General features: G+C 70.6%; 22 protein-coding genes and 1 pseudogene. 12 read left to right on the forward strand and 11 right to left on the reverse strand.

The features are described 5' to 3' along the window. The 4 genes and pseudogenes from BM385_RS24985 to BM385_RS25000 form a co-directional block, all read right to left on the reverse strand. Window positions 1-235: pseudogene (locus BM385_RS24985) on the reverse strand (protein kinase domain-containing protein); the annotation flags it as partial. Window positions 236-429: 194 nt separating this feature from the next. Then, on the reverse strand, window positions 430-954 hold the full coding sequence (locus tag BM385_RS24990) for a hypothetical protein (protein WP_139275230.1): 525 nt from the start codon (window positions 952-954) through the stop codon (window positions 430-432). Between the two features lie 102 nt (window positions 955-1,056). Continuing rightward, window positions 1,057-3,423 carry a hypothetical protein gene (locus BM385_RS24995; RefSeq protein WP_093844440.1) on the reverse strand — a complete coding sequence of 789 codons (2,367 nt, stop codon included), beginning with the start codon at window positions 3,421-3,423 and terminating at the stop codon, window positions 1,057-1,059. Continuing rightward, a complete protein-coding gene (locus BM385_RS25000; RefSeq protein ID WP_093844441.1) occupies window positions 3,420-3,833 on the reverse strand; it encodes a hypothetical protein in 414 nt (137 codons plus the stop codon). The genes BM385_RS24995 and BM385_RS25000 overlap by 4 nt, the downstream gene beginning before the upstream one ends. A gap of 98 nt (window positions 3,834-3,931) precedes the next feature. Here BM385_RS25000 and BM385_RS25005 point away from each other — a divergent pair, with 98 nt between their 5' ends. Then, complete coding sequence (locus BM385_RS25005; protein WP_093844442.1) at window positions 3,932-4,357, forward strand: GNAT family N-acetyltransferase; 426 nt, start codon at window positions 3,932-3,934, stop codon at window positions 4,355-4,357. Here BM385_RS25005 and BM385_RS25010 read toward each other — a convergent pair. Next, window positions 4,341-5,264, reverse strand: coding sequence for a sigma-70 family RNA polymerase sigma factor (locus tag BM385_RS25010; RefSeq protein ID WP_093844443.1), 924 nt, complete (start codon window positions 5,262-5,264; stop codon window positions 4,341-4,343). The two genes, BM385_RS25005 and BM385_RS25010, sit on opposite strands and share 17 nt — an antisense overlap. 87 nt (window positions 5,265-5,351) lie before the next feature. Here BM385_RS25010 and BM385_RS25015 point away from each other — a divergent pair, with 87 nt between their 5' ends. Beyond that, window positions 5,352-5,873: a hypothetical protein gene (locus BM385_RS25015; RefSeq protein WP_139275231.1), complete on the forward strand. Its 522-nt coding sequence runs from the start codon at window positions 5,352-5,354 to the stop codon at window positions 5,871-5,873. Here BM385_RS25015 and BM385_RS25020 read toward each other — a convergent pair. Then, window positions 5,827-6,456: a SecDF P1 head subdomain-containing protein gene (locus BM385_RS25020; protein ID WP_093844445.1), complete on the reverse strand. Its 630-nt coding sequence runs from the start codon at window positions 6,454-6,456 to the stop codon at window positions 5,827-5,829. The two genes, BM385_RS25015 and BM385_RS25020, sit on opposite strands and share 47 nt — an antisense overlap. A gap of 131 nt (window positions 6,457-6,587) precedes the next feature. Between BM385_RS25020 and BM385_RS25025 the strand changes: the two genes are divergently transcribed. Further along, complete coding sequence (locus BM385_RS25025) at window positions 6,588-8,189, forward strand: protein kinase domain-containing protein (protein ID WP_176127941.1); 1,602 nt, start codon at window positions 6,588-6,590, stop codon at window positions 8,187-8,189. On the opposite strand, the gene BM385_RS25030 is transcribed toward BM385_RS25025, so the two are convergent. The 4 genes from BM385_RS25030 to BM385_RS25045 form a co-directional block, all read right to left on the reverse strand. Beyond that, a complete protein-coding gene (locus tag BM385_RS25030) occupies window positions 8,172-9,083 on the reverse strand; it encodes an Fpg/Nei family DNA glycosylase (protein ID WP_093844446.1) in 912 nt (303 codons plus the stop codon). The genes BM385_RS25025 and BM385_RS25030 overlap by 18 nt on opposite strands. Window positions 9,084-9,186: 103 nt before the next feature. Beyond that, window positions 9,187-9,840: an O-methyltransferase gene (locus BM385_RS25035; RefSeq protein WP_019435733.1), complete on the reverse strand. Its 654-nt coding sequence runs from the start codon at window positions 9,838-9,840 to the stop codon at window positions 9,187-9,189. A 20-nt stretch (window positions 9,841-9,860) separates the two neighbouring features. Next, window positions 9,861-10,478 carry a rhomboid family intramembrane serine protease gene (locus BM385_RS25040; RefSeq protein WP_078576409.1) on the reverse strand — a complete coding sequence of 206 codons (618 nt, stop codon included), beginning with the start codon at window positions 10,476-10,478 and terminating at the stop codon, window positions 9,861-9,863. A 150-nt stretch (window positions 10,479-10,628) separates the two neighbouring features. Next, the gene (locus tag BM385_RS25045) at window positions 10,629-11,615 is read right to left on the reverse strand and encodes a hypothetical protein (RefSeq protein ID WP_019435735.1); all 987 of its coding nucleotides are present in this window, start codon (window positions 11,613-11,615) and stop codon (window positions 10,629-10,631) included. 365 nt (window positions 11,616-11,980) lie between these two features. On the opposite strand from BM385_RS25045, the gene BM385_RS25050 reads away from it, so the two are divergent. The 8 genes from BM385_RS25050 to BM385_RS25085 all read left to right on the forward strand — a co-directional run bounded on the left by BM385_RS25050 (window position 11,981) and on the right by BM385_RS25085 (window position 17,896). Next, a complete protein-coding gene (locus BM385_RS25050) occupies window positions 11,981-12,670 on the forward strand; it encodes a UbiX family flavin prenyltransferase (protein WP_037756590.1) in 690 nt (229 codons plus the stop codon). 75 nt (window positions 12,671-12,745) lie between these two features. Then, entirely contained in the window at window positions 12,746-13,207 is a 462-nt protein-coding gene (locus BM385_RS25055) for an Lrp/AsnC family transcriptional regulator (RefSeq protein WP_093844447.1), read from the forward strand. Window positions 13,208-13,242: 35 nt separating this feature from the next. Next, window positions 13,243-14,409, forward strand: coding sequence for an aminofutalosine synthase MqnE (mqnE, locus tag BM385_RS25060; protein ID WP_019435738.1), 1,167 nt, complete (start codon window positions 13,243-13,245; stop codon window positions 14,407-14,409). Next, window positions 14,406-14,933 (forward strand): GNAT family N-acetyltransferase, encoded by a 528-nt coding sequence (locus BM385_RS25065; protein ID WP_247483060.1) that lies wholly within the window; start codon window positions 14,406-14,408, stop codon window positions 14,931-14,933. Before mqnE ends, BM385_RS25065 begins: the two co-directional genes overlap by 4 nt. Before the next feature lie 94 nt (window positions 14,934-15,027). After that, on the forward strand, window positions 15,028-15,339 hold the full coding sequence (locus tag BM385_RS25070; protein WP_019435740.1) for a DUF4229 domain-containing protein: 312 nt from the start codon (window positions 15,028-15,030) through the stop codon (window positions 15,337-15,339). Window positions 15,340-15,645: 306 nt separating this feature from the next. Further along, window positions 15,646-16,995 (forward strand): dicarboxylate/amino acid:cation symporter, encoded by a 1,350-nt coding sequence (locus BM385_RS25075; protein ID WP_093844448.1) that lies wholly within the window; start codon window positions 15,646-15,648, stop codon window positions 16,993-16,995. 176 nt (window positions 16,996-17,171) lie between these two features. Beyond that, window positions 17,172-17,558, forward strand: a complete 387-nt coding sequence (locus tag BM385_RS25080; RefSeq protein WP_093844449.1) for a type II toxin-antitoxin system RelE/ParE family toxin — start codon at window positions 17,172-17,174, stop codon at window positions 17,556-17,558. Beyond that, a complete protein-coding gene (locus BM385_RS25085) occupies window positions 17,555-17,896 on the forward strand; it encodes an XRE family transcriptional regulator (protein WP_093844450.1) in 342 nt (113 codons plus the stop codon). The genes BM385_RS25080 and BM385_RS25085 overlap by 4 nt, the downstream gene beginning before the upstream one ends. A 99-nt stretch (window positions 17,897-17,995) precedes the next feature. Here BM385_RS25085 and dacB read toward each other — a convergent pair whose 3' ends face one another. Continuing rightward, window positions 17,996-19,564: a D-alanyl-D-alanine carboxypeptidase/D-alanyl-D-alanine endopeptidase gene (gene dacB, locus BM385_RS25090; RefSeq protein WP_093844451.1), complete on the reverse strand. Its 1,569-nt coding sequence runs from the start codon at window positions 19,562-19,564 to the stop codon at window positions 17,996-17,998. A 155-nt stretch (window positions 19,565-19,719) separates the two neighbouring features. Here dacB and BM385_RS25095 point away from each other — a divergent pair, with 155 nt between their 5' ends. Next, on the forward strand, window positions 19,720-20,445 hold the full coding sequence (locus tag BM385_RS25095; RefSeq protein WP_093844452.1) for a hypothetical protein: 726 nt from the start codon (window positions 19,720-19,722) through the stop codon (window positions 20,443-20,445). The last annotated feature ends 123 nt before the right edge of the window (window positions 20,446-20,568 follow it).

Consider the following 20,568-nt stretch of genomic DNA (forward strand, 5'->3'; position numbering starts at 1 on the left):
CCAGTACGGGCGCGATCCACTGTCCGCCGACGCGGGTGGCCGCCTCGATCTCCGCCTGGAAGCGGCGCCGGAAGTCGGGGTGGCCGGCGAGTTCGTTGCGGATGAGCTTGACGGCGACGGTGCGCCCGCGCGACGACCGGGCCAGATAGACCTGGCCCATGGCGCCCTCGCCGAGCTTGCCGAGCAGTTTGTACGTGCCGACCTGTCGCGGATCGGCCGCCCCCAGCGGTTCCATTCGCCGTTCCTCCCCGTTCGGTAGCCCCCGGCTACGGCGTCAAGCCCGACCGAGCTTACGGGTACCGGGCCCGGCCGACCGATATGGGGCGCCGGATCGGGGGCGGAAACGCCATTCGCTACACATTCGTGATGGGCTGGTTGCCCGATGGTGCGTCACCAGCCCTTGACATGCGGCCCTGTGCGAGGAACGGATCAGGGGTTGTCGCACACCCCGGGGCCCATCCTCTCGATACGATCAAGGGCGTACGGCTCGATGATTTCCTTGAGTTCATCGCTGAAGTCGCGATCCACGTTCCCACGAAGGTCGATGGAGACATTCATCCCGGTGTAGTCCATCCCTGAAGATTCGGCGCAGGGCACATGTACGGCGGCGAAATCCTTCCAGACTCGGACCTCGTTGGGGATTTCTTCGATGAGTTCGGAGTCGGCGACGGAAAGGCCAAACCGGCGCTCCTCCAGGTAGGAGTCGATTCCGGGAGCGATCGGGCCGCCACCAGATTCCCTATCTCTCGACCCTAGAGTGTCAACCCTAATGACGGGATCTCTGTCGACGAACACCGTGCACAGGCCGCCAGCGGGAAGAGACCCGCTTTCGTACGGGTCCATTCCAATCTTCTTGACAGAATCGCCGGGAGGGAATAGTGAAGAATAGGATTCGTTGTTTATTTCTACATCACATAGATCTCCAGGAATTTCGTAGGCGTACTCCTTGGACATGGATCCTGAGCACCCTTGGAGTGCGACAAGTGAAGCGGCTGCAATGAGAATTCCGATAGCGTTTACTTTCATCTGCCCTGCTTTCCGTATTCCTTGGGGTCCTTATTGTGCATTTGGCGAGAGTGGCGTATTCCCCAGGCGGTATCCTGTATCGACCCGTTCGGCAGCCCCATTTGCCAGAGAGTTTGCTTCGGTCTCTGTCAGATTCAGATCATGGTTGAGTATTGCCGATTTGACGGCGTCCCTGGCTATGTTTGAATGAGCGGTTAGTGACTCTTCGAGTTCATCTATTGCCTCTGATTCGGCATCCTCGGAATTGTCTTCCCTGAAAAAGTCAAAAATTACCTCTGTTGCATCACCCTTGACGGCATCAGAAATTGATGCCAGTCCTGGATAATCTTTGAGAACTTGGTAGATTGCCACATTCAGGGCCCGATCTGTCCAAGTGTTAATCGTATCGACGACGGCATTATGGGATGCATCGGATTCCATCTGGCTCTGATATATTTCCGAAGCTCGGGCCTCTGCCATGACGCCCGAAATGAAGCCGCTCGGACGTGACACATCCTCGATCGATGATCGCATCCCAGGAACACCGCCTTCCTGGGCCAAAATCACCTGATCAATTGTCAATTGCAAGTTTGCCTGGTTGGCGGCAGTGAGCGAGGTATTTGCCTCTGTGTTCATTGCGATTTCACGGAGGAGGCGCTCGCTCCTGAGAGGGCTAAATTCCGGGCGATGCTCTGCCGTTCCCGTATCGATGCCATTGACCGCCAGGTAGATGTCAGACATGTAATCGGCGCCGATGTGGCCCAGCGTGGGGGCCAGGTATTCGAAGGCGGAGTCCGCCGCGACGCGTGAAGGGTCGGCCGCGAAGGTGTTCCAGACCTGTTCCGCGATGCGGGCGTTCGCCGGCGAGTGGCCAGTGTAGTCCGCTCCTGGCTGGCTGCCCGGCGTAAGTCCGGTGGCCGCTGTTTCCAGCGCGGCGGCCAGGCCCGGGGATCCCGGGGAGGAGTAACCGAAGGCTGAGGTGTATTCGAAGAGAACACGCGGAGGCTTGCGGGAGTCCTCGCCCTCTCCGATGAAGTAATCCAAATGATTGTTACTGACGTGGTTCTCGCCCGTGCCGTTGCCATCCGGGTCGAAGAAGGCTGTCACCGCGGCTGGATTGTTCTCCACGCCGATGCCCAGCAGGCGGTCAACCGCATCGTTTCTGACGTCCCGTATGGGGTCATCCGAATAGCGCTGTCTGTCCCAGACGCCGGGATGCTCCTGCTCAACTTCGATGAGATCGCTGGTGAGTTGGTAGAAGAACTGATCGTCCATGGGCAGGTCGGCTGCCTCCAGGAGATCCAGTGCGATGTCGTAGCCGGTCCGAGTGTCGCCAAGGACAGTGCCCCAGGGGCCATTCGCACTGGGAGATTCGAGGCCGACGGCGTTCAGGCCGTCCAGGCGGCGCTGGTATGCCTGGCCTTCATAGGTTCGCAGCCAGGCGTTGTAGGCGGGGGAGCCTGGGGGGTGGGTTTCCATGGTGCCGGGTGGCTGCATCGCCGTGACGAAGGTGTTGCCCATGCCGGTTCTGATGGAATCGACGTCCACGCTCGCCGAGGCGAGTTCGGTCGCGGCGTGGTCCAACTCCTGGCCGAGGGCCAGATATGCCTCCATGCCGAGGTTGTCGATCACGTATTGGGCGAAGAGGGGATCGTCCGCGTGGAGGGCGAAGTGCTTGCCCATTCTGCGCCAGTCGGAGGCGGTTTTCTCCCCCTTGTTGCCAAGGTCAACGACCCGGCGGGCGTCTTCAAGGGCTTGGGCGTCCGCGGCATCGCGCATCGTCGGTGAGCGAGGTGTGCTGAACTGGCCTCCGCTCCGGCTCATGAGCGTGCTGAGTTCGCGGGCTGCCACGCGGTCCGATTCGGCGGCGCGCTCGATGACCCTGACGATCTCGTGCTCCAGGACGTTCATCGATTCCAGGGTCTCGGGCGGCACTGCCTCGCCGAAAGGCATGAGCCCCATCACCCGGGCCTGGGCGAGCGTGGTGTAAGGCGGTTCCGCCGTGCGGATGGTGCCGTCGGTCGAGAGATGCGCGCCCCAGTGCGCGGCGTTCTGCTCGTAGCGTCCCAGGGCCTCCTGGCACTCATGCAGATCACCCAAGAGTGACTGGAGGATGCTGTGCAGGGCTTGGGCTTGTTCGTGTGCTGCGATGAACTTGTTCGCCGTCTGCTCGACCACGGGCTTGCTGGCCCCGGCGTTTTCACCGCGCCACTCCGAGGCCCAGGCCATGCGGTCCATGTTCCGCGCGTCCTCATCCATAGTGGCGAGTTTGCCCACCAGGGTGTCGAGGGAGGACACGGCGCTGTTCAGGGCACGCAGATCGACGTTGCGGACGCTTTCGTAGGTGACATGGGCTCCGGAGAAGGGAGACAGGGAGTGAAACAACGAGTCGGCGCCGGATCCGGGGCGGAAGTTCACCGGTCACCCCAGTTGATCTCGGTGGCCCGAGGGCCCTCCGTCTGCGGGGTGGGTGCCTCGGCAAGCGCGGAGATCCTGTCGTAGGCGGACAGGGGCTGGTGGATCTGCTGGAGAGTCGTCCGAATCTCCAGGTCTTGGTGCGTGTGCGCGTTCACCGTCTCCACCAAGTGGTCGGAGATCCGGGTGCAGTCCTGCAGAAGGTCGTCGACCTGGCGGGACCAGCCCTCGGCCAGGAGGGTCAGGGAGCGGCCGGTGGCGAAGCCGTGAGCGGAGAGGGCTTCGGCGGCGGCGCGTTCGTCCGGTTCGGCCAGGCGGCCGTGTTCGGCGAGGTCGTCGTGGAGGTCCCGGGCCGCGGTCGCGATGGGGTCCAGTTCTTCCGAGCTGACGTACAGGTCCGGCTGATCGGCCATGGCCTGGCGGTCCTCCCCCGTGCCGGTGTCATGTATCCGATGAGCAAGCCTAACAATGCGGTGGGTGACCGGAGTGGGGGGCTTGTAGGGTTTTCGGCATGGGTGCTGATGTGACCGTTCGGGCTGCTGGGGTGGATGAGGTGGCCGCTGTGCTGGCGTTCTGGGAGCGGGCGGCCGAGGGGGTCAGCATCAGTGACGACCCGGCCGGGGTGACGCGGCTGGTCGAGCGGGATCCGGGCGCGCTGCTGGTGGCCGAGCGGGACGGGGTGCTCGTGGGGACGGTGATCGCCGGGTTCGACGGGTGGCGGTGTCATCTGTACCGGCTGGCCGTCGCGCCCGAGGCGCGGCGGCAGGGGGTGGGCACGGCGCTGCTCGCCGCCGCCGAGGAGCGGTTCGCCGCGCTGGGTGGGCGGCGGGCCGACGCCATGGTGCTGCGGCGCAATGTCACCGCTCATCGGGCCTGGGAGGCCGGGGGGTACGGGCCCCAGGAGGCGTGGGTGCGGTGGGTCAAGCCGCTGAGCTGAGGGAGAGTGGGAGGCCGAAGAGCGGGAACCAGCGCTTCACTTCGAGGAACGCGTTGATCGCCGTGACCTTTCCGTCGCGGGTCTCGATGATCTGGAGCGCCCAGGGTTCGCCGCCGGGGCGGTACTGGCCGAAGGCCGCGGAGCCGTTGGCGCGGGTGGGGATCAGGCGGGAGCCGCGGCAGCCGGCGCCGTGGCCGGTGAGCCAGGCGCGGATGTGGCCGGTGCCGCGCAGCCACAGGTCGAAGGGCGGCATGGACAGCGTCGCCTCCTCGTGGAGGAGGGCGGTCAGGGCGTCCAGGTCGTATGCCTCGAAGGCTTCCAGGTAGCGGGCCAGCAGGTTCTCGTCGTCGGGGGTGAGCCGGCGCGGGGTGGTGTCGGGCAGGCCGGCCAGGGTGGCGCGGGCGCGTTGCAGGGCGCTGTTGACCGAGGGGACGGTGGTCCCGAGCAGTTCGGCGACCTCGCTCGCCCGCCAGCTGAGGACCTCGCGCAGGATCAGCACGGCGCGCTGGCGCGGCGGCAGGTGCTGGAGGGCGGCGACGAAGGCGAGCCGTACGGACTCCCTGGCCTCGGCGAGGTCGGCCGGGTCCAGCAGGGCGTCCGGGACGGGCTCGACCCAGGTGGTCTCGGCGAGCGGCGCGCCCGGGAGGTGGTCGGGGCTGCCGGGGGCGGTGAGGTCCATGGGGCGGGCGCGGCGTTTGCGGTTCTCCAGCATGGTCAGGCAGACGTTGGTGGCGATCCGGTACAGCCAGGAGCGCAGCGCGCTGCGGCCCTCGAAGCGGTCCAGGCCGCGCCAGGCGCGGATCATCGTCTCCTGGACCGCGTCCTCCGCCTCGAAGGCCGAGCCCAGCATCCGGTAGCAGTAGCCGGTCAGCTGCCCGGGGTACGGCTCCAGTACGTCTTCCGTCATGGGCGTCACGGTAGGGGGAGGGTCTGACAGTCGCGGAGTTATCCACAGGGGTGGACGGCGGCTGTGGTGACGGTGTGTGATCGTGTCGTGACGTCGTTCGATGCGGTGTGGGAGGAGTTGGGGGTTCGTCATGGCGGGGTGCTGTTCGTGGAGGAGATGGTGCGGGCCGGGGTGCCGGCCGGGACGGTACGGGGGGTGCTGCGGCGCCGCCGGTGGCAGCGGGTGGGGGTGGGGGCGTACGCGGAGCCGGGGTGCGAGGTGAGTTACTGGATGCGGCTGTATGCGGTGCAGCGGCGCCGGCCCGATGTGGTCGCCAGTCATCGGTCGGCCGCCGCGTTGCTCGGATTCGATGTACTGCGGCACGCGCTGGAGGTGACCAGGGCCGGGGGCGGCGGTGCGCTGAGCGGGATGCGGGTGCACCGGGCGCCGCTGGCCGCCGGGGACACCTTGCGGTTCAACCGGCTGATGTCCCTGCCCGGTGTGCGGGGCATCCTGCGGTTCACCGCGCAGGATGTGTTCCGGCGGCCCCGGTGGATGGTGCGGACCATCCGGGGGGCGCTGGTCAGGGAGCCAGACGATCGGCCAGGTCCTCCGCTTCCTCGCGGGTGAAGGAGCCGGAGATCTCGACCTGGTCGCCCTCGATGCGGGCGGTGACGGCCGGGGCGGTGAGGAGTTGGCCGTCGAGCACCATCGCCAGCTGGTTCTGCGGCATCGGCCGGGCCGACACCGTCTCGGTCAGGTCGGCGAACCGGGCGCCGTCCTCGGGGGTGAAGGTGAGCCCGACGATCCAGGTGCCCGACGGGCCGTAGGTCGCGGTGGCCTCCAGCAGGGCGTCCACCCGCATGGTGTCGGTCGCGGTGTCCAGGACGAGGCAGGAGGAGGTCGCGGGATTGAACACGGCGGTGCCGCCGGATTGTTCGGCGGCGGGGCAGTCCTGGCCCTCCAGGGCGCTGTCCACCGCGTGGATGTACAGCGGGCTGTCGAGGCCGCCGCCGCTGCCGCCGCCCGTGCCGTTCTCCTCCTGTTTGCCGCTCGCCGACTGGTAGGCGAGGAAGCCGAGCAGCGATCCGACGATGACCAGGGCGCCGATCAGCAGGAAGGGGCCGGGAGAACGGTCGGGTTTGCCCGCAGTTGGTGGTCCCTGCCAGGGTGGCGGCGGGGGATATCCGGTGCCTCCTGCTATGCCACTCATCCCTGTCCCCTCTTCAGCGCTGTCCGTGCGGCATAAAGTTAGCGTCAGCGGCGCCCTTTCCGCTGGCAGACAGCAGAACGGCTAACGTACCCGGGGCGGCGAACAGTTCGGTGTGCCAGGGGGTGCAGAAGATGCAGGGCCGGGTTCTCGACGACCGGTACCAGATCGGGCCGCTGCTGGGAGCGGGTGGCATGGGCACCGTCTGGGAAGCGCTGGACATGCGCCTGGAGCGGCAGGTCGCCATCAAGGTGGTGAACACCTCGGCGGTCAACCGCGATCCACAGGCCGGTCAGCGCTTCGCCCGCGAGGCCAAACTGCTGGCCGGGCTCTCCAGTCCGTACATCGTGACCGTCCACGACGTCGGCGAGGCCGAGTTCGACGGCAACACCGTGCTCTATCTGGTCATGGAGCGGCTGCCGGGCCGCTCGCTCGACCAGGTGCTGGCCGAGGAGATCCCGCCGCTGGGCGAGGTCGGCCGGTGGGGCGAGAAGATCTGCCGCGCGCTGGCCGTCGCGCACGACGCCGGCGTGGTGCACCGCGACCTCAAGCCCGGCAACGTCATGGTCGAGTCCGACGGCCTGGCCCGGGTGCTCGACTTCGGCATCGCCGCCGTGCTCGCCGAGTCCACCGACCATGCCCGGCTCACCTCCACCGGCGTCGTCATCGGCACCCCCGCGTACATGTCGCCCGAGCAGGTCGAGGGCGGCACCGTGGACGCGCGCAGCGACCTGTACGCGTTCGGCTGCGTGCTGTACGCCCTGGCCACCGGCCGTCCCCCGTTCCACGGCGCCTCGCTCTACCAGTTGCTGCGCCAGCAGATGGAGACCGATCCGCCGCCCCCCAGCGAGCTGCGCCCCGAGCTGCCCGCGGAGTGGGACGAGCTGATCATGACGCTGCTCGCCAAGGACCCGGACGAGCGGCCCGGCAGCGCGGCCGAGGTCGCCGAGCGGCTGCGGGAGCTGGCGATCCTGGCGGTGGACCTGCCGGCCGAGCCGGTGGAGGAGGCGCTGGTGTACCAGCCGACCCGGGTGGACCCCCGGGCGGTGCTGCTCTCCAGCTGCCCGCGCCCCGGCGGCGGCCGGCTGCCGCTGGCGACCGGGCAGCGGCTGCTGCTGGGGGACGTGCTGCCCGGCGCCGACACCTTCACCATCGGTCTGGACTGGCAGGACCCGGAGGACGTCGATCCGGAGGAGGTGCCCGAGGTGGACGCCAGCGCGCTGATCCTGGACGAGGACGGGCGGGTGCTGTCCGACCGGCACTTCATCTTCTACAACAACCTCGACCCGGGCGACGAGAGCGTCCAGCTGGCCGGCGAGGAGCCCGGCGAGGGCGAGGAGGAGGGCACCCGGGAGGCGCGGATCACCGTCCGGCTGCCGGAGCTGGACGAGCGGGCCGCCACCGTACGGTTCGCGCTGTCCGTCCACGACGCCCAGGCGCGCGGGCACGATCTGTCGGACGCGCGGGCGCTGCACATCCGGCTGCTCGATCCGGCCGGCGACACCGAGCTGCTGTGCTACGGCTTCCCGGTCGGCCCGGTGCACTGCACGGGGCTGACGCTGGGGGAGCTGACGCTGGAGGAGGACGGCTGGGGCTTCCACGCCATCAGCCGGGGGTACGCGGGCGGCCTCGGGGAGATCGCCGAGACGCACGGCGTCAATGTCGGGGGCGGCGACGGCGAGGAGGCCGGGGAGGACGGGGAGTCCGAGGACGCGGAGTCACTTCAGGAAGCGTGAGGTGCGCCGGTCGGCCAGCGGTTTGCCGCCGGTCTGGCAGGTGGGGCAGTACTGGAGCGAGGAGTCCCGGTAGGACACCTCGCGGATGGTGTCCCCGCACACCGGGCACGGTTCGCCGGTGCGGCCGTGGACACGCAGGCCGCTCTTCTTCTCGGCTTTGAGCTTGCCGGCCGCGATGCCCCGGGAGCGGGCGACGGCGTCGTCGAGAGTGGTGCGGATCGCCTGGTGGAGGGCGGCGGTCTCGGTTTCGGTGAGGTTCCCCGCGGGCTTGAAGGGTGACATGCGCGCGACATGCAGGATCTCGTCGGAGTAGGCGTTGCCGATCCCGGCGATGGCCGACTGGTCGCGCAGGACGCCCTTGAGCTGCCGCCGTTCCCCGCCGAGGACGGCGGCCAGCGCCTCGGTGGTGAAGCCGGCGTCCAGCGGGTCGGGGCCGAGCCGGGCGATGCCGGGCACCTCGGCGGGGTCGCGGACCACGTACACCGCCAGCCGCTTCTGGGTGCCGGCCTCGGTCAGGTCGAAGCCGGCGCCCGGCGGCCCCTCCCCGGGGGAGGAGTCCGGGGGAGGATCGGCCAGGGTGACGCGCAGCGCGAGCGGGCCCTTGCCGGGACGGGGAGGAGTGGCCGGCAGTTTCTCCTGCCAGCGCAGCCAGCCGGCCCGGGCCAGGTGGGTGATCAGATGGAGGCGGTCGCCGGGGCCGCCCCCGAGGTCCAGGTCCAGGAACTTGCCGTGCCGGCGCACCGCCTCCACCGTGCGGCCGGTGACGGCGGACAGCGGCGGGTCGTACGTCTTCAGCACATGGAAGGCCACCGGCAGCGCGCCGGCCACCTCGCGGCCGACGAGGTGGCCGGTGAGGAAGTCGCGCAGGGCCTCGACCTCGGGGAGTTCCGGCATATGTTCAGCATATATGTCCGGGTTGTGCGCTGAAGGGCTCCGCTGAAGGGCTCCGCTGAAGGGCTCCGCTGAAGGGCTCCGCTGAAGGGCTCCACCGAAGGGCTCAGCGCTTGCGGACCACCGTCACCCCGTCCCGCACCGGCAGCAGCACACTCTCCACCCGCTCATCGGCGGTGATCGCGTCGTTCAGCTCCCGGATCACCAGATCCGGCTCCTCGCCCGCCGCCGGATCCAGCACCCGGCCCTCGCGCAGCACGTTGTCCAGCACGATCACCCCGCCCGGCCGCAGCCGGGTCAGCAGCTCCTCGTAGTACACCGGGTAGCCCACCTTGTCCGCGTCGATGAACGCGAAGTCCAGATACTCCTCGCGCGGCAGCGCCCGCAGCGTCTCGGCGGCCGGCGCGATCCGCAGCTCGATGCGGTCGGCGACCCCCGCCCGCTCCCAGTACCGGCGGGCCGTCCCCGTCCACTCCTCGCTCACGTCGCACGCCAGCAGCCGCCCGCCCGGCGCGAGCCCCCGGGCGATGCAGATCGAGGAGTACCCGGTGAAGGTGCCCACCTCCACCGCGTGCAGGGTGCCCGTCAGCTTCACCAGCAGCGTCAGCAGCGTGCCCTGGTCGTGGCTGATCTGCATCCGGGCGTTGTCCGGCAGCAGCCGGCGGGTCTCCGCCGCGAGATCGCGCAGCACCTCGTCCGCCGGAGTGGCGTGATCGAGCAGATAGTCGCTGAGGGCGGGATGGACGATGTCGATGCTCATGATGTGACTGTAGTCACCCCTCAGCCCGGGTGGCCCGGGGGCGGACCGGTCAGCCCGCGCCGGTCCCACACCGTACGGCGCCGGCGCGGGCCGCGCTCCCCGCGCCGCAGCCAGAACGCCGAGGCCACCCCGCCCAGCAGGCCGAACAGATGGCCCTGCCAGGACACCCCGGTCTCGGTCGGCAGCACCCCCCACAGCAGCGAGCCGTACACCAGGAACACGGTGATCCCCACCGTGATGTCCACCGCGTTGCGCTCCACGAAGCCGCGCGCCAGCAGATAGCCGAACAGCCCGAACACCACCCCGGACGCCCCGGCCGTGATCGAGCCGCCCGACGCCGTCAGCCACACGCCGAGACCCGACACCGTGATGATCACGAACGACACGGCGAGGAACCGCCCGATGCCGCGCAGCGCCGCCAGGAACCCGAAGATCACCAGCGGCCAGCTGTTCGCCGCCAGATGGTCGAAGCCGAAGTGCAGGAACGCCGCCGGGTAGATGTCCAGCAGGGCACCGGTGTCGCGCGGCTCGATGCCGTACTCGCACACCAGCGGCGGGTCGTAGTCGTAGGGCAGGCAGTACGGATCGCTGCCGTCGGCGGCGGCGAGCCCCCACAGCACCGCCAGCCACACCAGCATCAGTACGCCGGCCGCCAGCGCGCGGCGGCCACGGGATCCTCCGATCGGCACGGTCTGCCCCTCCCAGCCTTCCGAGTGCTCCGGTCCTGCGTCCTGCCTACCCCGTGCGCCCCGGGTCCTCCCGCCGCGTCCGTCCGGCGGCGGGCCCGGTCACGGCTGGAGCGGCCCGGGGATGTTGGCCCGCTCCGGGTTCTCCTCGCGCGCGTCCCGCTGCGTCTGCAGATACATCAGCGCCACCGTCAGATCCTGCGGGGTCAGCACATCCCGGTTCTCCGGCGGCGCGGTCAGACTGATCGCCGACCCGCCGGTGAGCGTCATCCGCAGCGGCAGCTCACCCGCGCCCGCGCCCCCGAACTGGCCCAGATCGAAGGCGACCTCCGACAGCACCCCGTTGCGGATCGCCAGCCGGGCCGTCACCCGCTCGTCCGGGTCGGCCGGCGGATGGAACACCGGCGGCAGCCCGAACCGCGCGCCCTGCTCGGTCAGCAGCGTCAGCAGCGGCGACAGCGCCCGCTGCGCCTGCCCGGCCGGCAGCCGCACCTCCACCAGCTCCGCGCCCCGCTCCTGCCCGGCGCGCTCCAGCGTCGCCCCCGAGCGCAGCGCCGCGCCCAGGTCGGCGGCGAACCGCCACTGCCCGGCCGGGTCCAGGGTATTGCCGCCCTCCGACATCGCCGCCGCGAACACCTGCGCCTGCTCCGCGCCGAGCAGGGTGTGGTCGCTGACGGCGCGGGCGTACTCGTCGTACTGGTACGGGTCGACCTCCACCCACGCGCCGCGCAGCGCGTCGCGCGCCACCCGCAGCGAGTCGGGGAGCGCGCCGGCGTCGCGCACGAAGTGCGCCGCCTCGGCGTTGGCCGCCTCGCCGCCCCGGTAGACGTCGCGGACGACGGTGTCGACCGAGACCCGCACGAACGTCCTGCCCAGTATGTTCTTGACGCCGACCGCGTCCAGGCCGCCGAAGTTGAGGGCGACGGCCCCGGCCAGCGGGTCGGCGTTCCTGCGGTCCTTCAGCCGGATCTCGCGCTCCGGGTCGCCGACGACCGCCAGCAGCTCCATGTCGGCGAGCAGCCGCGCGTCGTCCATCGACGGCTCGGGGCCGCCGTCCCGCGCCGCCAGCGTCAGCAGATAGTCGTACATCTCGTCGGGGGTGGCGTCCAGCGTCGCCTGGAGCGACAGACCCTCCCACGACAGCAGCTGATCGACGGCACCGCTGACGCTGAACCCGGTCTGGGCCTGCTGAATCAGCGAACAGCCACTGGTGCCGATGGCGAGCGCGGCGACCCCGCCGAGGGCGGCCAGCCGGCGCAGTACGGTGCGGCGCGGGGTATCGATGTCGGGCTCCTGGGGCGTACGGGTGGGGGGACGGTGGTGCGGTCCGTGCCGTTCCAGTTTCCATGGGCGCGGCGGTGGCCGGGCGCTGGGGCACAGCTCTGTGGCGAAGGCGTCACCGTCCGGTAAGGGGACTGTTAGCTGCGGACGGCCGGTTGGTTACGCTCGGGGGCATGCCGAGCAGTGACGGGCCGCAGGGCCGCCGCCCCTGGATCGTGGGGGTGTCGGGGGCCTCCGGCACCCCGTACGCCGCCGCCGTACTGCGGGCGCTGCTCGCCGCCGGGGAACCGGTCGACCTGGTCGTCAGCCGGGCGGCGCGGCTCACCCTCCTGGATGAGACCGCCGGGCCCTTCCGCGACGCCCACTGGCAGCCCGACCTGGAACGCTGGCTGCGCCAGGGCGCGGACGGGACGCCGGACGCCTTCGCGGTGGACACCGGCGGCGTACGGTACTGGCCGGCCGGCGACCTGGGCGCGGGCCCGTCCTCCGGCTCGTACCCGGCGCGCGGCATGCTGATCGTGCCCGCCTCCACGGCCGCGGTGGCCGGGGTGGCGCTCGGCCTCTCCAAGGACCTGCTCCAGCGGGCCGCCTCCGTCACGCTGAAGGAGCGCAGGCCGCTGGTGGTCGCGGTGCGCGAGTCGCCGCTGACCGGCCCGACGCTGCGCCACCTGGTCGCGCTGGACGAGGCGGGCGCGGTGGTGGCCCCGGCCTCGCCCGCGTTCTACGCGGGTGCGCGCGACCTCCAGCAACTGGTGGACTTCGTGGCGGGGCGGGTGCTGGACGCGGCCGGGGTGGCCCACACGCTGTACCGCCGTTGGAATGGCGAGCTGGGGGCCGCCGCCCGCGCGGGTGGGCACAGTTAAGGCCACGGGGCGCTCATGCCTTAGATTCATCCGTGCACATCGACCGGACCGGGCAATGAGAAAGGCTTCGTGACGATGGACGCGGTGGACAGACAGCTCATCCAGGCCCTGCGCGAGAACGGGCGGGCCTCGTACGCGGAGCTGGGGCGTCTGGTGGGTCTGTCGGGGCCGAGCGTCACCGACCGGATCAACCGCCTGGAGGCGGCGGGCGTCATCACCGGCTACCGGGCCACGGTGGACGCGCGGTCGCTGGGCCTGGGGGTGACGGCGCTCATCGGGATCCAGCTGTCGGACGCGGTGGACCACGAGGACGTCGCGGGCCGGCTGAAGGAGCTGGCCGAGATCGAGGACTGCTGGTTCATCGCGGGCGACGACTCGTTCATGGTGAAGGTGCGCGCCTCCGACGTGGACGGCCTGGAGCGCACCATCCGGCGGCTGTCCGGCACCCAGGGCGTCTCCCGCACCCGGACCACGATCGTGTTGTCCACGAAGTGGGAGAACCGGGTCGGGGAGCTGCCTGTCAGTGGCCAGGCGTAGGGTCGTCAGGAGTGTCGAGGCGAGGAGGCGCGAGGATGGACGCGGGACTCAAGCGGGACCTTGAGGAGAAGGTGCGCGCCGGGGAAAGGCTCTCCCGCGAGGACGGGATCGCCCTGTACGAGGCGGACGACCTGGCGTGGCTGGGCGAGCTGGCGCACGAGGTCCGCACCCGGAAGAACGGCGATGTCGTCCACTTCAACGTCAACCGCCACCTCAACATGACCAACGTGTGCACCGCGTCGTGCGCGTACTGCTCCTTCCAGCGCAAGCCGGGGGAGAAGGACGCGTACACCATGCGCATCGAGGAGGCCGTGCGGCTGGCCAAGGCCATGGAGGGCGACCGGCTCACCGAGCTGCACATCGTCAACGGCCTGCATCCGTCGCTGCCGTGGCGGTACTACCCGCGGTCGCTGCGGGCGCTGAAGGAGGTCCTGCCGGACACGGTCTCGCTCAAAGCGTTCACCGCCACCGAGATCCACCACTTCGAGTCGATCTCCGGGCTGTCCGCCTCCGAGATCCTCGACGAGCTGATCGACGCCGGGCTGGAGTCGCTGACCGGCGGCGGCGCGGAGATCTTCGACTGGGAGGTCCGCCAGCACATCGTGGACCACCGCACCCACTGGGAGGACTGGTCCCGCATCCACCGGCTGGCGCACGAGAAGGGTCTCAAGACCCCGTGCACCATGCTGTACGGGCACATCGAGGAGCGCCGGCACCGGGTGGACCACGTGCTGCGGCTGCGCGAACTCCAGGACGAGACCGGCGGCTTCCAGGTCTTCATCCCGCTGCGCTACCAGCACGACTTCGTGGACATGAAGGACGGCAAGATCCGCAACCGGCTCCAGGCCAGGACCACCATGGCCACCGGCGCGGAGGCGCTGCGCACCTTCGCCGTCTCCCGGCTGCTGTTCGACAACGTGCCGCACGTGAAGGTGTTCTGGGTGATGCACGGGGTGCAGACCGCCCAGCTGGCGCTCCAGCACGGCGCGGACGACATGGACGGCTCGGTCGTGGAGTACAAGATCACCCACGACGCCGACAACTTCGGCACCCCGGACAAGCTGACCCGCGAGGATCTGCTGGAGCTGATCCGGGACGCCGGGTTCCGGCCGGTGGAGCGCAACACTCGCTACGAGATCGTGCGCGAGTACGACGGTCCGGACGCCGGGCGGCGCGAGTCGCCGCAGCCGATGCGGGTGTGACGCCGGTGCGCTGGGTGCTGGACCCGGAGATCACCCCGCGGCTGCGGGAGGAGCTGGCCGGGCTGTGGTCCGAGGTCGTGGAGGCGGGCGGGGCCGTCGGGTTCCCGCCCGGCACCGGGCCGGCCGGGGTGCTGCCGGAGCTGGACCGGCATCTGGCGGGCATCGGGGCCGGCACCACCCGGCTGCTGCTGGGCGTGGACGAGGCCGGCGGCCCGGCGGCCACCGCGTTCATCGTGCACACCGGGCACGCGCTGATGGGCCACTGGGTGTGGCTCAAGACGGTGATGGTGCGGCCGGCCGCCCAGGGGGCCGGGGCCGGACGGGAGCTGATGGCCGAGGCGGAGCGGGCGATACGCGGCTTCGGCGGCATCCGCGCGATCCGGCTGACCTGCCGGGGCGGCATGGGTCTTGAGCGGTTCTACGCGGCGTGCGGCTACAAGGAGGTCGGCCGGGTCCCGGACGCGATCGCGGTCGGCGGCGGCGAGCTGCGCGACGACGTCATGATGTGGCGCCCGCTGGACTGAACGCCCGGGTGGGGCGGGCGGCTGCGGGCGCCCGTTCGGCATGTGTTTGACTGGGACGACCGAAGACGCCGGAATGAGGAAAAGGGTCCCCGCCGTGAGCAGCAGCACCAAGAGCGCGACGCTTCGCTATACGGGTCTGCGGCTGGCGATCTTCGCCGGCTGTTTCGCGGTGGTCGCCGTCCTCGCGTACATCGGTGTGATCCCGGAGAGCTTCGGCACGGCCAACCCGCTGTGGCTGGTGCTGCTGGCGACGGTGATCTCCGCGCCGCTCAGCTTCGTGCTGCTGCGCAACCAGCGCGACGCCATGTCCGCGCAGCTCGCGCCGCGCGTGGACCGGGCCATGGGCAAACTCCGCGCGAACCAGGGCATGGAGGACGACGCGGATGATGCCGCCCGTTCGGCCTGAACCATCCGCCGCCCCGGAAGTTCCCGGCGTACGCCGGTGTGAGCCAGGTCACGGTTTCCTGGTGCTACCGTGATGGACATGAACACAGCAGCCGCGCCGCGCCCCCTGCACGGGGTGCTCCTTGTCGCGCGCCTGCACATCGACCTGTGCCGCCGCCCCACCGCGGCCTGTCGTCGCTGACCCGCACGTCGCCGTACCCCTGGCCTTCCGGCCGTTTCACCGCGACCCTTCCCGTGCTGTGTCCCCCCAGGGCATTCCCCTGCCCTGACCCATGTCGAAAACTCACTCGCCGACCGGAGCGTGCCCGTGTCCTCCCCGTCCTCCCCGTCCGCAGCCCCCGAAGCCAGACGGAAGCTGTCCCTGCCGCCGTTCTGGGCCCAGATCCTCATCGGTCTCGCCGCCGGTGTGCTGCTCGGCTGGATAGCCCGCAACTGGGAGGTGGACTGGCTGGCCCGCACCCTGGACGAGATAGGCGGCCGGTTCGTCCAGCTGCTGCGGCTGGCCGTCGCCCCGCTGGTGTTCTTCGCCATCGCCGTCTCCATCACCAACCTCCGCAAGGTCTCCAACGCCGCCCGGCTGGCCGGCCGCACCCTGCTGTGGTTCCTGGTCACCTCGCTGGTCGCGGTGGCCATCGGCCTCTTCATCGGCCTGGTCACCAACCCGGGCTCCGGCTCCGCGCTCACCGCCGCGGACGGCCAGGCCCCCGAGAACTCCGGCTCCTGGCTGGACTTCCTCACCGGGATCATCCCGACCGACGTCATCACGCCCTTCACCGAGCTGAAGGTCCTCCAGATCGTCTTCCTGGCCGCCGCCGTCGGCATCGCCGCACTCCAGCTCGGTGACAAGGCCGCCCCGCTGGTCACCTTCGGCGAGACCGCGCTCGAACTGCTCCAGAAGGCCCTGTGGTGGATCATCCGCCTGGCGCCGCTGGGCACCCTGGGCCTGATCGGCCGCTCCATCAACAACTACGGCTGGGACCTGCTGGGCGACTACGCCACCTTCACCATCGACGTGTACGTGGGCTCCCTGCTGGTGCTGTTCGGCGTCTACCCGCTGCTGCTGCGCTTCGCCGCCGGCCTCAACCCGCTCCAGTTCTTCCGCGGCGCCTGGCCCGCCATCCAGCTGGCCTTCGTCTCCCGCTCCTCGGTGGGTACCCTGCCCGTCACCCAGCGCGTCACCGAACGGCTCGGGGTGCCGAAGGAGTACACCTCCTTCGCCGTACCGTTCGGCGCCACCACCAAGATGGACGGCTGCGCCGCGATCTACCCGGCGCTGGCCGCGATCTTCGTGGCGCAGATCTTCGACATCTCGCTGGGCATCCAGGACTACGTGCTGATCGCGTTCGTGTCGGTGATCGGCTCCGCCGCCACCGCCGGCCTCACCGGCGCCACCGTCATGACCACCCTGACCCTCTCCACGCTGGGCCTGCCCCTGGAGGGCGTGGGTCTGCTGCTGGCCATCGACCCGATCCTGGACATGATCCGCACCGCCGTGAACGTGGCCGGCCAGTCCGTGGTCCCGGTGATCGTCGCGGCCCGGGAGAAGATCCTGGACCGGGAGAAGTACGACACCGCCACGTCGTTCGACCTGGACGACTGGGACAAGGATGAGGACGAGGGCACGGAGACGGCCCGTCCGGTGGGCGCCGCGTCGTAGCCGTTCCGCTTCCAGACCACAGTCCGAGCCCCGCTGGACCGGGAAACCAGCGGGGCTCGGCCATGCGCACGGTGGCGTACCGTCGCGTTCCCCGGCCAGGTGCCCCGCCCTCGTCTCACCGCTGTGTAGCCGGGCGGGAGCGGCGAGTACGGGATGGGGTTAACTCTTGCGTTAACATGCGCAGCGTGGCTCAATGGGAAGTGATCCTCGTCGCGGAGGTCGCGGCATGGTTCGAGGCTCTGGCCGAAAGTGACTGGGCCAGCGCTGAACAGGTGGAAGACGCGATCGATCTCCTGGCTGCGACGGGGCCGACGCTCGGTCGCCCGCTGGTGGACCGGATCAAGGGAGCGGAACAGCATCATCTGAAGGAGCTCAGGCCCGGGTCCGGTGGTGGCAGTGAGATGCGGATCCTGTTCGCTTTCGACCCGGTCCGCCGGGCGGTGCTGCTGGTCGCGGGAGACAAGGCCCGGGACTGGCGGGGCTGGTACGACAGCAACATCCCTCTCGCTGAGAAGCGCTACCAGGCCCACCTCGATGATCTGGAGACCAGGGAGTACGAATGAGTGACGCAGTCAGGTGGGAGGACGCGAAGCGCGCGGCCCGTGAGCGGCGTGAGGCCGCGGGGCTGACGGTGCGCACGCCCGCGGAGAAGCAGGCGGCGATGAACAGGCTCGTGTCCGAGGTGCGTGCCTACAAGCTCGCGGAGATCCGGCGGGAACAGGCGCTGACGCAGCGGGAGGTCGCGGCGTCCATGGGTGTCTCCGCTCCCCGTGTGTCGGCGATCGAGCACGGGATGCTCGACCGCGCCGAGCTGGCGACCCTGCGCTCCTATGTGGAGGCGCTGGGTGGGCGCCTTCGTGTGGTGGCGGACTTCGGGGATGCGGAGTACACGGTCGCTTGATGGGCGGAGACCGGGGTCGGCCATTCCGTGCCCCCGTTGACGGGCGCCGTCCGTCCCGTTGGTGGGGGGCGGGCGGCGCCGTTCGCGTGTGTTCCGTGGTCAGCAGACGGCCGGTTTCACCCAGGAGCATTCGAGGCCCGCTTCGGCCACCTCCTCCTGGCGCTCGGTGAGCGGCGCGATCGGCGGGGGTGCGGTGGTACGGGGGCCGGGGCCGCCGTCCGCCGCGAGTGCGGCGACGATCGCGTCCTGCACCCGGGTCTGGCCCGAGCCCAGATGGTGGTTGATCATGATGCTGAACGCCAGCTCCCGCCCGCCGGCCGTCGTCACATAGCCCGACAGCGCGGTGGCGCCGGTCAGCGTGCCGGTCTTCGCCCGGGCGTTGCCGGCCGCCGGGGTGCCGCACATCCGGCTGCGCAGGGTGCCGCCCACCAGCCGGTCCGGCTCGCAGGCGATGGGCAGTGCCGCGTACCAGTGGCCGAACCACGGTTCGTCGCGCACCGCGGCGAGCAGGTCGGCGAAGTCGGCCGGGGCGATCATGTTCATCCGGGAGAGGCCCGAGCCGTCCACCTGGGCGTAGCCGCCGGGGTCCAGGCCGAGCCGGGTGGCGTGGTCGGCGACGGCCGCGAGTCCCGCCGTCCAGCTGCCGGTGCCGGTGTCGGCGGCGCCGATCGCCTTCAGCAGTGCTTCGCCGTGCGGGTTGACGGACAGTTTCAGGAACGGCACCAGGATCTCGGACAGCGGCATCGAGGTGTGCGCGGCCACGGTCTCGGCGCCCGCCGGTACGGCCCGTCCGGTCACCGTGGTCCCGGCCACCGTGACGCCGTGGGCGGCGAGCGCGTCGGCGAAGACGGCGGCGGTGTACGCGGTGGGGTCGGTGACGCTCAGCCAGGTGTCGGTGGGCGCGGCGCCGGCCGGGACGGTGCCGGTGACGGTGATGGTGTCCTGCCCGTGGGTCCGCCCGACGGAGAGGGTGTGCGGTCCGCCGGCGGCCACGGTCACGGCGCGGTTGTCGACGGTCAGCAGGTCGGGCGCGGGGTGCAGGGTGACCGAGGCCGGCTTGCCGGGGGCGGCGCCGGGGCCGGCACTCACCCGGACGCTGCCGGAGTCGTAGTCGGTGTCGGGTGCCAGGGTGAGCGCGGAGACCGGGGCGGAGTAGGCGTACTGTTCGGCGTCCCAGCCCCAGGCGCGGCCGAGTCCTGGGCCGGTGAAGAGGGTGTCGTCCGCGACGAGATCGCCGGGGACGTGGGTGATACCGGCGGCGGCCACCTCGGCGGCGAGGTCGTCGAGTTCGCCGGGCAGCAGCACGGGGTCGCCGGTGCCGCGCAGATAGAGGTCGCCGTCGCGGGTGCGCAGCACCTCGGTCCGGAAGCGGTGGTCGGGGCCGAGGATGTCGAGGGCGGCGGAGGCGGTCAGCAGTTTGGTGGTGGAGGCGGGCATCAGCCGCCGGTCGCCGTCGCGGTCGTAGAGGGTTTGGCCGGTGGCCGGGTCGCGTACCACCACCTGGGCGGCGGCGCCGGAGAGCAGCGGGTCGGTGAGGATCGAGTCGATCGTGTCCGCGAACCCGGGCCGTCCGGTGTCCCCGGCACCGGCTGTTCCGGAGGACCACACCAGGCTCAGCCCGAGCACGGCGGCGAGCGGCAGCAGGAGCGTGCGATGAGGGCGCGTCATGCGGTGTCATCATGCCCATGGCAAGGAGCGCGTCAAGAGCGCCGCTCCGGTCACCTCGCTCCGTGTCCGCGCGCGGGGCGGTGGACGGAGGTTGCCGCGCCGCGTGCCGGAGCGGATGATGGGGTCCGCGGCGAATGGGGAGGGCGGTACGGCAGATGTCCGGCACGCACGAGACGGGTACCTCCCCTCCCGCCGGCCCGCCGGGCAGCCCGCCGTGGCCACCGTGGCCGGCGGATCCACTGCCGCCGGCCGCCGAACGCAAGCTTCTGCCGGACCTGCTGCGCCGGGTGACGCCCGGTGGTGCCTTCGACCGCCGGCACCGGGCCCTGCCGACCTGGCGTCTCGCCCTGTACGCCGGGCTGTTGGCCGCCGGGATCGCGCTGCCGGGCAGCGGACTGCTGGGCCCGTGGCCCATGCTCCCGGCCGCCCCGCTCGCCCTGGCGCTGGTCGTCGTGTTCGCCGGGTACGTCCGCCGGCCGCTCCTTCCCGTCCTGGCGCTCATCGCCGGCGCCTTCCTGTTCGTCGCCGGCCACCAGGTGGAGCAACAGCGGGTGCTGGCCGAACGCGGCGAGTGGACCGAGGCAGTCGTGGTGGCGAAAGCGGAGGGCGGTGGCCGGGGCAAACAGCCCACCTGCGACCTGGAGTTCACCGACGGCTCGCCTCCGGACCGGGTGGTGTGCCACGGCACCAGCGCGGTCGGCGACCGGCTGCGGGTGCTGGTCGATCCGCGGCGGGCGGTTCCGCCGAGCCTCGGCGGGCCGCACGTCACCGGCTACACCGTGACGGTCGGCACGCTGGGCGTGGTGTTCGCCGCGCTGGTGGCGGCCGGCACCAGCGCCGGTCATCGCCGTCGGCTGGCCGAGGCTGCGGGCCCGGCCTGATCACCGGGCCGTCCGTCCCGGCCACGCGCCGGGCGGCCGGGCCCCATCGCCAGGAGGGAGCCGGCAGCACAGCCGTGATCACGCCGACCTTCTCCCGTCCTTGGGGTGATGTGTGCCGGTACG

Source organism: Streptomyces harbinensis, from assembly GCF_900116145.1.
GTDB lineage: Bacteria > Actinomycetota > Actinomycetes > Streptomycetales > Streptomycetaceae > Streptomyces > Streptomyces carpaticus.

Coding starts and splice junctions, on each gene's coding strand:
- BM385_RS25055 (WP_093844447.1), top strand. CDS start 12,746: ATGGACGCGGTGGACAGACAGCTCATCCAGGCCCTGCGCGAGAACGGG.
- BM385_RS25040 (WP_078576409.1), bottom strand. CDS start 10,478: ATGCTGGTGTGGCTGGCGGTGCTGTGGGGGCTCGCCGCCGCCGACGGC.
- BM385_RS25005 (WP_093844442.1), top strand. CDS start 3,932: ATGGGTGCTGATGTGACCGTTCGGGCTGCTGGGGTGGATGAGGTGGCC.
- BM385_RS25085 (WP_093844450.1), top strand. CDS start 17,555: ATGAGTGACGCAGTCAGGTGGGAGGACGCGAAGCGCGCGGCCCGTGAG.
- BM385_RS25080 (WP_093844449.1), top strand. CDS start 17,172: ATGCGCAGCGTGGCTCAATGGGAAGTGATCCTCGTCGCGGAGGTCGCG.
- BM385_RS25020 (WP_093844445.1), bottom strand. CDS start 6,456: ATGAGTGGCATAGCAGGAGGCACCGGATATCCCCCGCCGCCACCCTGG.
- BM385_RS25030 (WP_093844446.1), bottom strand. CDS start 9,083: ATGCCGGAACTCCCCGAGGTCGAGGCCCTGCGCGACTTCCTCACCGGC.
- BM385_RS25010 (WP_093844443.1), bottom strand. CDS start 5,264: ATGACGGAAGACGTACTGGAGCCGTACCCCGGGCAGCTGACCGGCTAC.
- BM385_RS25045 (WP_019435735.1), bottom strand. CDS start 11,615: ATGTACGACTATCTGCTGACGCTGGCGGCGCGGGACGGCGGCCCCGAG.
- dacB (WP_093844451.1), bottom strand. CDS start 19,564: ATGACGCGCCCTCATCGCACGCTCCTGCTGCCGCTCGCCGCCGTGCTC.
- BM385_RS25050 (WP_037756590.1), top strand. CDS start 11,981: ATGCCGAGCAGTGACGGGCCGCAGGGCCGCCGCCCCTGGATCGTGGGG.
- BM385_RS25000 (WP_093844441.1), bottom strand. CDS start 3,833: ATGGCCGATCAGCCGGACCTGTACGTCAGCTCGGAAGAACTGGACCCC.
- mqnE (WP_019435738.1), top strand. CDS start 13,243: ATGGACGCGGGACTCAAGCGGGACCTTGAGGAGAAGGTGCGCGCCGGG.
- BM385_RS24990 (WP_139275230.1), bottom strand. CDS start 954: ATGTCCAAGGAGTACGCCTACGAAATTCCTGGAGATCTATGTGATGTA.
- BM385_RS25095 (WP_093844452.1), top strand. CDS start 19,720: ATGTCCGGCACGCACGAGACGGGTACCTCCCCTCCCGCCGGCCCGCCG.
- BM385_RS25025 (WP_176127941.1), top strand. CDS start 6,588: ATGCAGGGCCGGGTTCTCGACGACCGGTACCAGATCGGGCCGCTGCTG.
- BM385_RS25035 (WP_019435733.1), bottom strand. CDS start 9,840: ATGAGCATCGACATCGTCCATCCCGCCCTCAGCGACTATCTGCTCGAT.